Below are 16344 nucleotides of genomic sequence, written 5' to 3'. Positions count from 1 at the left end.
ATCAGGGCATCCGGTTCCAGAAGATCCAGCTGTAATTCCAGCGCCAGCGCTGCCGGGATAGCGTCAGCGCAGGAAACTCCACCCGGCCGCCTGGGCACGCAACGATCAGACGAAGGGTGCGCTGTTCAGGAGCCACCTCCCCCTCCCAGAAGCCGGTTGCCATTTGGCCCGCCGGGTATCGAACCTCCCGCGCCAGCGGCTCCCTGGGCCTCAGGATCTGAACACGCCCATCGGTATCCATCATCAGCTCCGGCGGCGCGCTATGATCGGCCTCCGCGCGCCAGCTCCCCTGAACCCACAGGCGATCCGGATGACCAGGCTCCGGGAAGATATCCGGCCCTTCCTGTCGATAATCCGTCAGACGGATCACCGTAAAGCGGCTCAGCGTCATAGATCCGCATCGCACGGCCGGATGGCCTTCCAGAAGGGCAGGACGAGATCGCACCCGCGCGGTCCCGATGTGAACGGTATCCGCTCCTTCCCGGGTGCGCAGGCGCGGCCATCCCCCGGACCCAGTAGGATAGGCGCCGGCGGTCACCGTGTAAGTTCCGGCCGGCAGCCATGCCGGAACCTGCAGCGCGCGCCAGAACACCACCGGAACGCCCGGCTCCATCGCGTTCGTGGGGACAGGCGGCTCCGCGTCGCTGCCTGTTATCCAGCGTCCCCCGGGATCCAGCAAATGGACAAAGAACGTATAAGAGCGCAGGATCGGGCGCGAGGCCCGCACCCGCAAGCCCACCCGCAGGATCCCGGGGGGGCCTCCAGCATCCAGGGCCACCGCGTCCAAGATGAATCCTTCCTCGAAGACCGCTCTTAGGGGCTGCCATCCGGGAGCCTCCACCGGCGGCACATACCGGATCAGGATGGCGTCGGCTGGGAGCGGCCATGCCCGAACCTCCTCCCGGATCCAGCCCTTCATGGCGCGCTCGAGAGGCTCCCAGTTTCCGCGATAAGCGGGAACCCCCAGGAACCAGACGACGGGGCGGTCCTGCATGGCCTTCCGCCAGCGATCCTCCTCATGGAGATCGAAGAGCTGCCAGGGCGCGTCGGGCGCAGCCATCAGCAGGGCTTGATAGTGCCACGGCGCCTGGGCGATCACCACGTCGCCGGGAGCGACGCGCTCCAGAAGCGCCACGGCGATCTCCGCATACCAGGGGTTGTTCTCCGGCAACATGCGATAAGCGATGGCGATCCGCGAGAGGCCGATCAGTCCGATCAGGCCGGCCCATCCGATGGCCACAGCCTGACCTCGGCGGGGCGCGCGGGCGATGATCATGGCGATGGCCAGGAGGAGGGGAGGCAGGGCGACCACCGCGTAGCGCGCGGCGAAGAAATTGTAACGCCATCCGACCACCAGGAAGCCGAAGAGGGGGAACGCCCCGGTCACGAGAGGGAAGCCCGGCGCGGGGAACCGCCGGCGGAGCGCGTGGATCCAGAACATCGTGAGGATGAGCCCCATCCCGATGCCTGCCCCAAGGGCGAGGCGGACATCCGCCGCCCATCCGCTCCAGAGGGTGAGCCAGAGATTCGCCGCCATCTCCAGCGGATGGGGATGGATGCCGGGGTTCCCCTGATGGCGGCTCACGATGGCGATGGCCGGGGCGAGGGCGATCCGCGCCCACAGGGCCCCGCCCAGCCCGGGCAGCGCGGCACCGAGCAAAGCGGCACGCCAGCGGGGACCTTCCCGGGGTTGTCGCAGGAGCCAGAGGAAGGCGGCGGCGATCAGGAAGATCCCATAGTAGAACGCGAAGACCAGCGCGAGGCTGGCCAGCCCCCAGGTCAGCCCGCGGGCCCAGGTGGGATGGCGATCCGTGCGCCACGCCAGCCAGAGGGCGAGGGCGCTGAGCATCAGCGTCAGGGAGTAGGCGCGCAGGAACATCATCATGCCGGCCACGAGGGGATTGAAGGCCAGGAGGGCCAGGACCAGCACCCCTGCGCGATATCCCCCAAGCGATCGGGTCAGCCGAAACATCAACGGATAGACAGGGAAAGCAACGAGAAGGCTGGCCAGGTAGAGCATGGGGACCGGGCGGAAGAGCGGGAGCTGGCGGATCCCCCAGAGGAGGAGGGGGTAAAGCGGAGGCTGGCCATCCAGGCGGAGCCCGGTCGCGATGAGCCCGGGGAGATCGTGGGTGCGGATAGCCCAGATCTCATAGGCCTCGTCGTTGTGGGCCGGGGCAGGCCGCCACAGGATCAGGACGTTGACCCAGGCGATCAGGAGGAGGACACAGGCGATCCGCCAAGGGAAACCCTGCATGGATGGCTTCTCCGACTGGCCGGGGACAGCTTACCCGGCCTGGCGGGAGATCCACCACAACGTGAGCGGCCACAGCAGGAGCAATGTGAGGCTGCTGATCGCCGCCCCGATGTAGAAAGAGACCGGCCGGAATCGGAAGATCACCTCGCTTTCGCCGGCGGGGAGGCGCACGGCCATCAACACCCCGTCCGCGCGGAGCAGCGGGGATGGGCGGCCATTGACAACCACCGTCCATCCCGGATACCAGGGGTCGCGGGTGATCAACCACCCTGCGCGGCTCAGGCGCACCTGATAGCGCACCTCCGTCGCGGTGCGCTGCAGGAGACGGATGTCATCGGGCCCTGACGCCTCTTCCGCCTCCGCCTTCCCCTGCGGCTCGATAGAGCCCAGGATCACCGCTTCCTCCGCCGGACGAAACGTGGGATCCCGGAGCACGGCCAGCATCTCCTCCACGGTTTTCGCCGGACGAACCGAGCGCACGACCCAGCCCCAGGGAAGAGGGGGATCCAGCCGGTAGATCCGGGTGACCTCGTTCCCTTGAGGGATCTCCTGAAGCAATGTGGCGGTGCGCCCCAGGGCTCGCATGTCTGGCAGCTCCCGTCCCCAGGTGATCACATACCGCACGCCCAGGAGCCACCACTGCATCGGTTCTGGGGTTTGCTTCAGAAAACTGAAATACGGTTCTGGATGGATGGAGGTCGCCCCCCGGATATCCTCTTCCCCCACCCAGCATCCGTAGTGGTCTGGCAGCCGATATTCGTCGAAGAACCGAAACGGACGATGGGGATCCTGGGCCATCCAGACGGCGGCCGGATGATCCGGATAGATTGGGGCCGGAGGCACGGCATCCAGATAGCGGTTGAAGGCAGCAAGGTTCATGCTGACCAGCCCTAGAGCGGTCAGGGCCAGCCCATGCCGGCTCCGCCAGCCTCGGGCCCGGGCCTGCCACCACCCCCATGTCCCCAGGGCGAACAGGAGGCTCAGGCCCACCTCCTGGGGCAGACGCCGGTGATCGCTGGGATCGATGCCCTGGCGGGCCAGGAAAGTGACCACCGGCAGGCTGAGGGCGAAGGCCAGCGCCATCGCCCCGCTCAGGCGGACCCCGATGGAGAGGATCCAGCGATGGCGGCGGGGAAGGCCTCGCAGCAGGGCCGCCAGTCCATGGGCGCTCAGAGCGGCGAGGGCCAGAGAGACCCAGAGGGCGTGCCGTTCCTGGCTGCGGGTCGTGGCGTAGAAGGGCACCAGCTGGAAGAAGGCCTCATAGAGGGGGAAGTTCGCCCCGAAGGAGAGGAAAAGGCCGATCAGCGCGATCCCGGCCCAGAAGCGCGCGCGCCGTCCACCCCGCGCCAGGGCGGGAAGAACCAAAGTCAGAGGGAGCAGGCCCGCGTAGAGGGGCTGCCAGTGGCTCACCATGCCGGGCTGGAAGAACTGAAGGATATCCTGGATGGGAAAGCCGCTGCCTGACTCCGGGAAAGGGAGGCGCACCCGGTTCGAGTGCTGGTAGTATTCCAGGGTGGGGAAAAGCTGGATCGCCGCGGTGCCGAGCGTCAGCGCCCCGATCCAGACAGCCTGCAGAGCAGGCTTCCAGCGCGGGGAACGCTCGGCGGATGAGAGGCAAAAGGTGAAATAGGCGATGCCCAACAGGACGCTATAGAGCATCATCTGGGGATGGCCGATCAGCAGGATGAAAAGGCCAGCCCCACCGGCCGCAAGGGCGCCGGCGATCCTTCGGCCCTCCGCCAGCTCCCGCAGCCCCAGCAGGAACAGGGGGGTCCAGGCGGACGTCTGGACGATCGAGACCTGTAAGATCGGGTAACCGGTCATGTAGCCGCCGAAGGCGAACGCGATCGCCCCCATCAGGCCGCCCCACCGGCTTCCGGTTTCGCGCGTGAACAGGAGATAGGCCATTGCCCCCGCGATCCACAGATGGATCAGGGATTCCAGATGAAATCCATCGAGGGAGGCATGAGAGGTTCCGGATGCCATGGAGAGCAGCAAGGTCAGCCAGGTCCCGGGATAGAAGAGAGCCGACTGCGGATAGGCCTGGTAGGGATAGCCGCTGAAGAGGCAGAGGGCCCGAAAGGGAAACTCGCCGGCCCGGAGGGCCCGGTAGGCCAGATCTCGGAACACGTAGTAAGTATGGGTGAAATCCCCCAGGGCCAGCATCAGGCGATCGGCGGGCACGGGGGTCAGATATCGCCACACGAACCACCACCAGAGGATGGTGATCCAAAGCAGGGCGGGAAACACGGCCATCCAGGGCCAGCGGGAGTCCCCGCGACGCGTCCCCCATCTTCGCCAGATGTTCATAAGCGCGCTCATGGCAGAACCTCGACGGTCGCAATCTCCAGGTGATCCTGACCCCCAACGCCAATCCGCTGCGCCGATGGCCACTCATAACGGCCGACGACCAGCCGGTAACGGCCAGGTTTCACAGCCTCCGGGATGGGAAGATCGAAGCGATCCCAGACAGACTTCCACGGCTCCCATTGCGATGATGGATCGCGCCCCCTCAGAAGAGGATGATCGTCCTGGGCAATCAGACGGCCCTCCGCGTCCCAGAGGTGCACAAAAGTTACAACCGGCGCTGCCCGTTCCTGCGCATGCCTCCCTCTTCGAATCCATTCCGTCAACACGTGAAGGGATGTCCCACGGCGCGCTTGCCTTCCAGGATCCAGCCACACGTTAGACAGGGCGATGCCATCGCGCCAGATCGCTCCATCCGGAACGGGGATGGCCTCCCACTGCCCGTTAACGGCCTGCGGATCCAGCGTGGCCACGCCGAGCGCGGTGGTGGCATCCGCCCCGCCGACAAGGGGATAGCGAACCATCGTTTCCGGATTATACAGACCGATGGATATATGGTGAAGGCCGGAGATCGGCCCGGCGGGCATAGGGATTCCGACAAAGAACGTGATCGGGACATGGGCAGGCCAGCGGGCGGCCGGATAGAAGCCGCGGGCGAGCAACGCATCCTCCTGAGCCATCAATCGGCCGGACTCATCATAGAGGTGGTGAAAAATCTTCACCGGCTCCCGGATCGGAGCGGTGCGCTGCCAGACGGTGGTGATCCGCAGGATGCGGTCGGGCCGATGAGGGGGCCAGATTTGAACGCTCTGCAAACGGATGCCCGGCGCGAAGTCAATGGAGAGCTCCAGCACAGGAAGCGGTGGGGGCTGCATGCGGCACGGAACGTGGTAGCGATAGAGGCGCAGGCCCTCCAGGCCGATTCGCTCTTCCTCGAATCCATTCCAGAGGAGCCAGCGGGGGAAAAGCGACAGCGGATCGACAATATCCTCCTGCCATGCGATGATCCACAGATTCCGATCCCCTTCGCACGGAAGGTCCGGGAATTGGAGCCAGGCCGCCACCGTCTCCTCATCCAGAACGGGGTTCTGGGGTCCATCGACGAGAGCCAGGGAGGGCCGCTGGCGGGTCCAGTAATACCGGATCCCATAGTGACCCCGCAGGGTGAAGAGGATGTCCTCACGATGGCCATGCGCGCTGACCAGGCGAACCGCTTCCCTCTCCGGCCCGATTCCCTCTCCGGATGCGCTCCACAGGCGATCTCGCTCTTTGATCCAGCATACGGAGAAAATGATCAGCACGGGCACCCATCCATTCCCCACAGCGGTTCGCATCCATGAGGGACATCGGGCCCCACCCCACTTCGTGAGGAGCTGGAGGCCTCGCCCGACGCCCATGGCGGCGAGAGGAAGACCGTAAAGAACATGGCGAGGGGCGAAGTTCAGGAGATTGCTTCGAATGCCCGCCATTGCGATCACGGCAATGGCTGTGCTTCCGAAAGCCAATGCGGCCCAGCGCTGAGCCGCAGGGTTCCCAACGGGGCGCGCCCCGATGATCCACAGGGCCAGCGTTAGCGCCGCCCCTGTAGGAGAGGAGATCGGCAGGTAAGCATCCAGCAGGGATCGAAGCGCCTGGAGGAGGGTCTGGAGGCCTTGCAAAGGATGCTCCGCCAGATCGGTTTCCTGGGGCAGGAAAAGTCCTGTGGATACCCCGCCAAAAGCCATCCAGGCTCCCATGAGGATTCCCCAGAACCCGATCGCCAGAAAGATCCTCCATCGCTCGCCCCGTTCACATGCCCATAGCAGGATCAGAACCTCGATCGCCAGGAAGAACACGGCGTAGTAATGGGTAAACAAAAAAGCCTGGCTTACGGAGGCCCACAGGACCCACGAACGCCATGCGCTCGGATGACGCAACCATCGCTCCATCGCCCACCAGGAAGAAAGGGCCAGGAAGGCGGCCTGCGTATACATCCGGGCCTGTCGCGCCTGCTCGATCCACAGAGGAGAGAGCAGGAGGAGGCCCGCGGCAGCCGATCCGCCAGGGGATTCCCTCCAGACCAGACGATACATCCGCCACGTTAGCGCAAGGGTCAGCAGAGCGAATGCACCGGAAGGCCAGCGCAGGGCCAGCTCCGTCTCCCCGGCCATACGGATCCATAGATGATCGAGCAGCGGACGAAGAGGAGGATGGCGATCACGGGCCGCCTGTCTGAGCCCTTCCTCTATGGACATGCGGGCCACCCACCAGCTCCATCCCTCATCGAACCAGATGGAGGGCCGATGGACATTGCGCCAGGCCAGGGCGCTCATCCCCAGCACCAGGAGAAGAACAGCCACCCGCTCACCTTTCACGGCATGGTCCCCCTTCATCCCATCGCTTGAGAACGAGGGTCTCGACGTCACCCGCCGGCAGGAGAAACCGCGCCCGCACGCTGCGATTGGGATCAAACAATCCCAGCTCCAGGCGAAGCGGGCAGCGAGCGGCGCCCCTCGGGAAGGCCAGCTCGGTGCGATCGATATAGATGTCACCGATCCGCCACAGGTAACCCGGCACTCCCCAGCCGCTGGGATTTTGCAGCTGGTGTTCCTCTGGATCCAACAGGTGGTGAAACGGCTGGTAATGCCATGCCCATCGCATGGGATCCGAAGGGATCCTTTCGATCTGCCAGTAAGTGGTGACCGTCAGACGATCGCCGTTTTCTTCCAAATCGTATCCCAGAAGCCGCCAGCCCAGATCGGTGGAGACATCCACCCAGCGGGAGGGGCGGATCTCCTCCGGGAGGACCTCGTAAAGCGCCAGCCATGCGCCATCCGGCATCCAGCGAACCCATGCAGGATCCCGCCGCAGCGGCTTCAAGGCAGGCGGCCTTCCCCGACCATACAGAAGCATCAGGGTGGGATGGCGTGTGTGGGCGAAGGCCAGGCGCTCAGGGTGGAACCCGCAACGAACGTCGATGGCGCGTCCAACCAGGCCCATCAGCCAAGTCGGGGTAGTCTCCGCACAGTCGGAGGGAAGCACCACCTGAACCCGGTGGTCTCTCTCCAGCCAGCGGATCAAACGCTGGGCCAGGACGGCGGATTCCGAGAGCGGCAGCTCCTCCACATTGCCCGTCCACGGATGCATCCGGGCGTTTCGATCCGCGGCGAATAAGATGATGACCCAGACCAGGGCAGCCCCCCAGGCCCATGCTTCGATCGGATAGCGTTTCCAGGATTCGGGAGGCAGTTTCCTCCAGGGCCAGATGGCCAGCAGGGCCCCCACCGGCATCGTAGGAGCCAGATAGTGAATATGAATGGGATACGGCCATGGGAAAGCCAGCCAGAGGGCCGGGAAGCCCCACCAGATGGAGAGCAACAACCCATGCCCGTTTCGCTGCCGGATCCCCCGCGCCACGGACTCCGCCACGGCGAGGGCGATCGAGAGCTCGATCCCCAGCGCGATGATGCGGGAGAGACGGACGAGTAGTCTATCATAGGGGGAAAAGGCTCCCATCCAGACCTCGGCGAAATCCTTTCCGGAAACCATCCGCATGGCATGGGCGAAGGCCACCTCCTGCCACGGCCAAAACCGGGAGGGCAGGCGGAGGGATCGAGGGCCCTCCCAGGCCCGCCATGCGGTGATCCCATACATCAGAACGACGATCAGCATGCAAGCAGCGCCCAGACGCTGCAACCGGCCTCCCCCGGGCATCCACCAGACGGAAAGCAACGCCGGCGGGATCAGAAGAAGCCCGACCGGGTGTACCAGGGCGGCCAGTGTGATCCCGACCCAACCCATGCCGATGCGGGCCGGCGAGGGAGATCTCCCCCGAGCCAGAAAAGGGCTCCAGCTGAAGAGGGCGAGTGCGACGAAAAATGGAAACCAGGCAGGCAGCCAGGTGCCCCGGGCAAAGTAGATGTGCCATGGGGAAAAGGCGGCGAGGGTCGCCGCGAGACGAGCCAGCCACGCAGGCGCCGCGGCCCGCGCGATTCGATACACCAGGGCGATGGCCAGCACATCCAGCGCCACGGCCATGAAATGCGGAAGCCATGGCCCTGCGCCGATCCCCAGGACTGGGGCGATCAGCCAGCTGCTCATCGGTGAGGCCGGGAACCCCAGGGTGGATCGCTGTCCCACCATAGACCAGAGCCCACGCTCCCACCCCAGGGCGGCCTGAGCAATGGGGAACGAGTGATCGTAATTGTGTCGGAGGGCCGGCAGACCTATGATCCGGGCGCCGAAGGCCAGCATCAGGATCAGCCCAACTGTCCGCCAGCGCCCCATCGTCCACCTCCCCATTCCCTGAGAGGGGATCACGGCCCTTCCGAGAGGGGCAAAAGGACGAGATCGCCGATCCGATCTGTCTCGCGCGGAACCGGCAGGTGCTTCAGGGAAGGCCACTCGTAGATCCCGATACCCAGCCACCGCGCCTGCCTTAATCCCCCGGCCGATAGCCTTCGAACATCCATGATCCGCTCCCCGGGCTGCCAGCAGAGAAAAGGATACCCGCCATGAAGAGGCGGTCCATCATGCTGAGCGATTTTTTCTTTCTTGCTGTCAAAAGCCTGCACAGTGATCGAATAGCTGCCGGCCGGTTGCATGCCCGCTTCCCACTCGAGCCAGACCTCCGCTTCCGTTTCCGAAAGCCAGCGGACCCCATAGCCCCGCAAGGCGGCCACCCCCCCGAAGGGAATACGGATCGAACGCAACGCAGGGGGATCCCCCCACTTCCGGGACGGCTCGATGAGCTCGAACACCCAGTAGGGCTCCATGCGGATCACCGGCATGAAGCGCGGATCTCGAGACACCTCGCAAATCCCTGCGGTGGAGAATCCCTGAAGCTCCGACTTGCTCTCGTCCACCAGCACGTAGCGCACGCCGACGGCGCGCAGGGCGGCAAGCGCTTCCCGGGCTTCTCGACCCGGGAAGGTTCGCAACCGCTCCCGCAGCTCCCGGATGTCCGGTGGGATATATCCGCTGTAGGCGATGATCAGAGGCTTGCCGTGGACCAGCGCGGCATACATACGCATCGTTTCACCGGCATCCAGAGGGAGGAAGACGGGCAGCTCCACGACAGCGAACGCCCCGGGCTGCTGGGCCAGCCAGCGGTAGACCGGCGGCAGCGCCGACGGCCGGGGAAGAGGCGCCAGCGGGAGGGGGACCGCCCAGGCCTCCAGGGCGCCCAGGCCGAGCATCCCGAGGGCAAAGGGTATGGCACGCCTCCGGAAAGATCGAAACGCCTCTGCAAGGCCGATCCCGGCCAGCCCGTGCAGGCCGATCAACGCCAGCAGGAACCAGCGTGCGATGGCTCGGATCAGCGTGATGCCGGGGAACAGGGTAGCCACGCCGGCGTAAAGGCCTGGAAGGATGATCGGGCCTATGGTCCAGCGCGGGCCCAGGGCCATCGCTGCGCCTAACCCCATGCACACCCACGCCATCCGCTGGAGGGCGCGCGCCCACCCGCGCGATGACGCTCGAAGGGCGATGGCGGCCATCACGAGGGGAGCCAGGCCCGGATACAGCTGCACCTCGTGGGTGGTATGTCCAGGGATGCGGAAAGGAGCTGTGAGCGGCCCCAGGATCCGCAGGATCGGAGCGGCGGCCAGCCCGTCGATGGGCCATGCGGCGAACTCCTGGGCCAGCCGCAGATCCCGATGGCGGGCCAGCTCGGGGGCCACCCGGAAGTAAGGCACGGCGATACTCCCGATGATAAGACCCCCCAAGAGGATCACGAGGGCCATCTTTTTCAGGGCCGGCCGGAGGAGATGCTGCTCCCGCAGACCCCAGAGGCCCAGGAGGACGAGGGCGATGCCGCCGAACACCGCCAGATGCCAGCTGGAGAGCGTCATCAGAAGGAGAGAAAGCAACAGGTCGAACGCCCGCCGCCACGTGGGCCGCCGCAGGTATCGGATCAGCGCGGCCATGGCCATCGGGATCCATCCGGCGTAGAGCAGCTGCAGATGCATCAGGTGGGCGAAGCGATAGGGGGCGGCGGCGAACAGCCACCCGGCGACAAACGCCGCCCGACGGCCTCCGCCCCACGCCCGCACCAGCCGCGCCATCCCCATCGCGGCGATCCAGAAAGAGAAAAGGAAAGCCATATTGTAACCCAGGGCCGGGATCCCCGTTCCCAGCATGAAGGAGAAGGCAAAGGGCAGGATCCCCAGCAGGGGCTCAGAATACGCCAGTGTCCCGCGATGCGGATAAAAGATCGGTGCGTCGAAGAACGCTCCGGGACGGTCCACCAGTGCCCGGGTCTCCCAGGCCAGGATCCACGTATTCAGCAGGGGATCCCCCAGGTCCTGAGGAAGGGCGTCCGCCATTCGAAAGACGAGCGGAGCGGTCAGCAAGATGGACCAGAGGGCGTAGGCCAGGGCGATGGTTCCGTCCTGGAGGAAGGCGCGCCGCTTCACGGGCTCACCTCGATCGGACGGGGAAGGATATAGGCGGTCTCCCCGGAAGGGAGGTTCAGATGCGTCAGCGAGGGCCATTCATACCAGCCGATTCGGAGATGATACCATCCCACCTGATCGATCCCTTCCAGCTCAACCGGGATGGCGATGATGATTCCCGGGGGCCAGCGGGAGGTTTCGAACGCGCCAGAATAGGGCGGAGCATCCCGCTGCCCTCGAACCGCCCCGCTTTCATCCGTTCGATGAACGAAGAGCGTATAGGAGCGATCGATTGGACGCTCCGCCTCCCAGTAAAACCAGAGCCGCCACGGCTGGCCCCGGGGGATCTTCGTCGGGAGCTCCGCGCCGACCAGGCGGAGAGCCCCTCCAAAGGAGATCGGCTCCGGCAGGCGGGCGGCGGGCGGCATCGGCCGGTTGACCAGCAGGATATGCGGGAGCATATATCCGTTTTCCCCAGAGCCATCCACCGAAAGGGTTTGCTCGGGGTGATCTCTCTCATATAATCCCACCTTCAACCGATAAGGCCCGGGGGAGAGATCCGCTGGGATCCGAATGACGTGGACATCCCGAATATAACGCTCCTCCCGCCACGGGGATGCCGTCGTGGGCATGTCCCCCGGATGCATGTGATCGCTCTGGAACCGCAACCGGTGGGGCGGGAGGGCTTCCAGCCCATGCACGTAAACGCTGTATTGTGTGTTCATCTCCTGCAGCCCGCGCCACCACAGGGTGAGGATCAGGCGCTCTCCCGGTTCGATCACCCACGCGGGGGGAGAGGCCGCATAGCCCAGCAGACGAATGCGGCCGCCGAAGTCGACATCCGCCCGCTCGCGCATGCCCGGGGGATGATCCGGATCGGATCGCGGACGAAACCAGCGGGTGTGAGGATCCACATAGAGAAACTTCACGCCCAGGATCAGAGCCCAGAAAGCGGCCAGGGCCATCCACTCCCTCTGGGAGAGAGGATGGGGAGAGATCCCCGCTACCGCTTGCGGCCGGGAACGAACACGGCGAGTCCACCACTGGCCGAAGCCGGCCAGCCCAAGTCCCAGCGAGAACAGCTCCAGCAACCGCCAGTCCCATCGACCGCAAAAACACAACCGGATTTCATGGCTTCCAACAGGGACGGCGGCATGGAGCAGACCCAGCTCCCCAACTGCCCCCACGGAAACCGGACGCCCATCCACCTGAACCTGCCAGCCTGGGAACGCAAAGACCCAGAACCGCAACGTGGCGCCCACCGGAAGATCGACCCAGAAACGCTGATCCAGCGGGCCCAGGGAGAGCGGACGGGCCGTCGCGCCGGAGGGAAGCGAGGCGGAATCCAGGCGAACCGGCTCCTCGCCCCGACGGTAAGCCTCTTCCAGGGGAGAGGGTGGGATCTCCCGAGCGAGCACCGTGCGAGGCAGGAGCTCGCCCACACTGGTGAGGCCGATCAGGCCCGCTGCCCGATCGAAGGCCTGCAAATCCGCCAGGGTGGCCTGGCGGAGAACCGTGAACCGACCGAAGGGATACAGCAGCGGCGCAACGCCCAACATCAGGGCCAGCCCGGCGACGGCCGCTCCCATGGCCCGCCATCCGGATCGCCGCAACCCTTCCATCCCCAATCCGATCAGCAAGGCGGTGGGGAGCCCGGCGATGCCCAGCCAGCGCCACGGGAACTCCGAGTAGGCCAGCAACGGCAAATGCTCCCATAGCGGACGGGCGGGCGCCGTCATGAGCCCGATCATCCCAATCAGCCCCAGCCAGGCACCTGCTGCCAGGATCCGCTGAGGGCGGGTCCATCCTCCCCAGCCGAGAAGAGCAGCAGCGGCCAGCAGGACCTGATGGGCGCCCAGGGTCAGCACCTCCTGGGGATTGCCCATGCTCTGATCCTGCATGGGCACAAAGGAGAGCAAGCGATCCAACCCGAGGAAGTGCTTTCGGAAATCAAAGTGGCCCTGGAGCAGGCGATCCAGGTGAACCAGCGGCCGATCGAGCAGGGCCGGAACCACGAAGAACGCGGCCAGCCCCACTCCCAGCCCGAGGGCCCACAGGGCTCCCCATAACCGCCGGCGCGGGGGGCGCTCTGCCGCCCAGACCAGAACGCCGTAGCCGAGAAGGGCGATCGTGCCCAGCATGGCGGTGATGTTGTGGCTGAGCAGGAGCAGGCTATAGGCCACCCCTGCTTTCCAGCGCTGGGCCCATCCCCCCTCCTGCAGATATCCATGGAAGGCACCCATGGCCCAGGGGAGCAAACTCAGCGCCAGATACTGCGGGAAGTCCCCCTGCCAGTAAAGCTCGCGGACCCGGAACGGGGCGTAAACGTAAGCCAGCCCAGCGATCATGGCTCCCACCTCGTGAATCCCCCATCGGCGGGCCAGCCGGTAAACCCCGGTGCCCCCCAACCCCACCAGAAGGGCCAGGGCGAGCTTCACACTGCTCTCCAGGTCGAGCCCCAGCCGCATCCCCAGCGCGCCCAGCCAGGGGAACAGCGGCCCAAGAAAATGAAACAGCGGGTAACCCAACCCGGACACCAAATCGGGGGCCCAGCGGGGATAGAACACCCCCGCGCGCCACATGCGATCCATCTCCAGGACCCGATATACGTGCAGCACGCCATCATGGGAGGGGGGGAAGCCGGCCCACAGCAGCGGTCCGCAAACCGGCACCATCCCGATCCCCATCAGCCAGAGACCTCGTTCTCGCCAGAGCCCTCGCATTCGTTCTCACCTCACCTCGATCGGCACCGGGTAAAGATAGAAGGTCTCCGCCATGAACTCGGGAGCCAGATGGATCATCTCCGGCCATTTATACCACCCGATCCGCAGGAAGTAACGGCCCGGATGAGGGGGGCCGTCCAGCTCCACAGCGATGGGGATGCTCACTCCCCCCGGCCAGCGCGAGGTGGGTTGCCAGAGATCTCGCTGACTCTTCTGCACTCCTTTCTCATCGACGACATGCACGAAAAGCGTGTAGTCCGCTTCCATAGGGGACACGGCTTCGAAGGCCAGCCACAGGGTCCATGGCGCCCCCGGCGCTAAACGGGAGGGAAGCTCCACGCCGACCAGGCGGATCTTTCCCCCAAAGGAGATGGGCTGCGGCAGCATGGGGATGGGGCGGGCGACCACCAGGGGCGTCGGGAGGTCGAATCCATCTTCCCCCGAGCCATCGATCCGCAATCGGCTCTCTGGGTGGAGCCGCTCATACAGGCCCACTCGGATCCGGTAGAGCCCGGGCGGGATCTCCGAGGGCACGCGCAGGAGATGGCCATCCATATAGATTCGTTCCACATCCCAGGCGTTCGTGGGCACGTCCGCTGGATGCATGTGATCGCTCTGGAAAGCCAGACGGGGCTCTCCGCTGGCCGGATACGCGTGGACATACACGCTGTATTGAGTTTCCATGAACCGGAGGGGACGCCACCACAGGATCAGCCGTGCTTCCCCGCCCGGCGGCACGTGGGAAGGTTCCAGACGATATCCCACCAGGCGGATCTGGCTTCCGTAATCCGCCTGCACATAGGCAGCCGGCCCGGGAGGCCGATCCAACGGCGCGCGGGTGGCGTTCCAGAGTCGATAGGGGGCCTGGCTGATGAGGCTGACGATGAAGAGAGCGGCCATCGCACGCTGGCCCACCGACCATGAACGCCAGCCTGCCCCCGCGGATGCGGGAAGAGCCATGGCCCGGCGGAGGATTGAAGGAATACGCCGAAGGATCCTCCCGCCCGGTGGGAACACCCACCGCCAGATGCCCAATGCCGCGAACCCGGCGGAGAACAGCTCCAGGAGCCGCCAGTGGAGCAGCGGCTCAAACCGGAGGCGAATCTCATGGGACCCCGGGGGGATCTCGGCCCGCAATCTCCCGGTTCCCGCCTCCGCCCATGTAACGGCCGGCCGCCCGTCCATCCGCACCGTCCATCCAGGGAACGCCAGGACCTCAAACCGGAGATCGACCCCCACCGGGAGCGCCACCTGATAGCGCTGATCCAGCGCGCCCAAATGGAGGACACGGACGTCCGCGCCCGGCGGCAAACTGCTCCGATCCAGCCGGATCGGCTCTCGGCCTTCCAGATAAGCGGCCTCCAGGGAGGAGCCTTCGATCTCGCCCTGCACCCATCGCGGGAAGAGCTCTCCCACACTGGTCAGGCCGGGATAGCGATGCCGGCGCTCGTAAGCGTGGAGATCGGCCAGGGTCGGCCGAATCAGACGAACCGGCGTGCCTCCGTTGTAGAGCAGCCCCAGGCTTCCAGCGATCAGAAGCATAGAGAAGAGGAGAGCAGCCCCGCCTCGCCAGCGAGGGGGCATGGCGTCCACAGCCAGGCCAACCAGCAGCGCCAGGGGAAGCGCGGCGATCCCGAGCCATCGCCATGGGAACTCCGCATAGGCCAGCAGGGGGATCGCTTCCCATACGGGCCGGGAGACGGGAAGCATCATCGCGATCATCCCCGCCAGCCCCCCCGCGCAACCGAGGGTCAGCCCCCGTCGTTGATCCGACCGGACCAGTCCCCACCAGGCCGGCAGCGAGAGGAGCACCTGATGGAGTCCCAGGGTCAGGATCAGCCGTCGATTCCCCAGCCGATCATCCCGAAGGGGCGGCATGGAGAGCAGCGTCCCCAGATCTACGAAATGTTTCCGGAAGTCATACTCCCCCTGGAGCAATCGATCCAGATGCACGAGGGAACGGTCAGCCAGAGCCGGCAACACGAAGAAAGCGGCCAGGCCGGCGCCGATTGCCAGAACATGCAGGATGCGGAGGATACGACGCCATGACATCCCCTCCACCCCGATGACCAGCAAGCTGTATCCGAGAAGGATCGGGACGCTCAAGAGCGCGCTGATGTTATGGCTTAAAGGAAGCCATGCGATCGTCCATGCGGCAGCGAAGCGCCAGCCCCCCCTTCCTCCCCGCAGCACACGGTGGAGGGCGAACAGGGCCCACGGCAGCAGACTGGTCGCCAGATACTGGGGGTAGTCGCCCTGCCCGTAGAGCTCCCGCACCCGAAAGGGAGCGCTGGCGAAGGCGAGACCCGCTATGAGGCTGGCCGGCTCCGAAAGGCCCCAAAGACGCGCCAGCCCGTAGACCCCTGCGCTCCCCAGCAACAACAGCCCGGCAAGGGGGATCTTGATGCTGAGCTCCAGCGGAAGCCCTATCCACCTCCCCAGGGCTCCCAGCCATGGGAAGAGCGGCCCAAGGAAGTGAAAGAGCGGCGTGCCCAGGCCGAAGGCCAGATCCGGCGCCCAGCGGGAGTAAAAAACCCCGACCCGCCAGAGGCGATCCATCTCCAGAACCCGATAGGCGTGGATCACCCCATCCTCAGTGGGCGGCAGGCCAGGACGGATCATCGGCTCCACCAGCATCAGGAGGCCCAGCATCATCAGCCAGAAGCCCCGCTCCCGCACCATC

The 16344-nt window shown here is 65.6% G+C and carries 7 protein-coding genes; all 7 read right to left on the bottom strand.

What is annotated here, in order from left to right; all coding sequences use genetic code 11:
• Position 1: 1 nt before the first annotated feature.
• The 7 genes from VAE54_RS03775 to VAE54_RS03745 are packed head-to-tail and all read right to left on the bottom strand — an operon-like array spanning position 2 to position 16343.
• Positions 2 to 2257 carry a hypothetical protein gene (locus tag VAE54_RS03775; protein ID WP_322800602.1) on the bottom strand — a complete coding sequence of 752 codons (2256 nt, stop codon included), beginning with the start codon at positions 2255 to 2257 and terminating at the stop codon, positions 2 to 4.
• 30 nt (positions 2258 to 2287) lie between these two features.
• On the bottom strand, positions 2288 to 4579 hold the full coding sequence (locus VAE54_RS03770; RefSeq protein WP_322800601.1) for a YfhO family protein: 2292 nt from the start codon (positions 4577 to 4579) through the stop codon (positions 2288 to 2290).
• A complete protein-coding gene (locus tag VAE54_RS03765; RefSeq protein WP_322800600.1) occupies positions 4576 to 6918 on the bottom strand; it encodes a glycosyltransferase family 39 protein in 2343 nt (780 codons plus the stop codon). The genes VAE54_RS03770 and VAE54_RS03765 overlap by 4 nt, the downstream gene beginning before the upstream one ends.
• Entirely contained in the window at positions 6908 to 8830 is a 1923-nt protein-coding gene (locus tag VAE54_RS03760; protein ID WP_322800599.1) for a hypothetical protein, read from the bottom strand. Before VAE54_RS03760 ends, VAE54_RS03765 begins: the two co-directional genes overlap by 11 nt.
• A 29-nt stretch (positions 8831 to 8859) precedes the next feature.
• Positions 8860 to 10959 carry a hypothetical protein gene (locus VAE54_RS03755; protein ID WP_322800598.1) on the bottom strand — a complete coding sequence of 700 codons (2100 nt, stop codon included), beginning with the start codon at positions 10957 to 10959 and terminating at the stop codon, positions 8860 to 8862.
• Positions 10956 to 13661, bottom strand: a complete 2706-nt coding sequence (locus VAE54_RS03750) for a 6-pyruvoyl-tetrahydropterin synthase-related protein (protein ID WP_322800597.1) — start codon at positions 13659 to 13661, stop codon at positions 10956 to 10958. Before VAE54_RS03750 ends, VAE54_RS03755 begins: the two co-directional genes overlap by 4 nt.
• A 6-nt stretch (positions 13662 to 13667) precedes the next feature.
• Complete coding sequence (locus VAE54_RS03745; protein ID WP_322800596.1) at positions 13668 to 16343, bottom strand: 6-pyruvoyl-tetrahydropterin synthase-related protein; 2676 nt, start codon at positions 16341 to 16343, stop codon at positions 13668 to 13670.
• Position 16344: the final 1 nt, after the last annotated feature.

The sequence above is a fragment of the Thermoflexus sp. genome (assembly GCF_034432235.1).
Lineage (GTDB): Bacteria > Chloroflexota > Anaerolineae > Thermoflexales > Thermoflexaceae > Thermoflexus.
This window is presented reverse-complemented; position numbering and strand designations above follow the sequence as displayed.

Coding starts and splice junctions, on each gene's coding strand:
- VAE54_RS03760 (WP_322800599.1), bottom strand. CDS start 8,830: ATGGGGCGCTGGCGGACAGTTGGGCTGATCCTGATGCTGGCCTTCGGC.
- VAE54_RS03750 (WP_322800597.1), bottom strand. CDS start 13,661: ATGCGAGGGCTCTGGCGAGAACGAGGTCTCTGGCTGATGGGGATCGGG.
- VAE54_RS03745 (WP_322800596.1), bottom strand. CDS start 16,343: ATGGTGCGGGAGCGGGGCTTCTGGCTGATGATGCTGGGCCTCCTGATG.
- VAE54_RS03770 (WP_322800601.1), bottom strand. CDS start 4,579: ATGAGCGCGCTTATGAACATCTGGCGAAGATGGGGGACGCGTCGCGGG.
- VAE54_RS03775 (WP_322800602.1), bottom strand. CDS start 2,257: ATGCAGGGTTTCCCTTGGCGGATCGCCTGTGTCCTCCTCCTGATCGCC.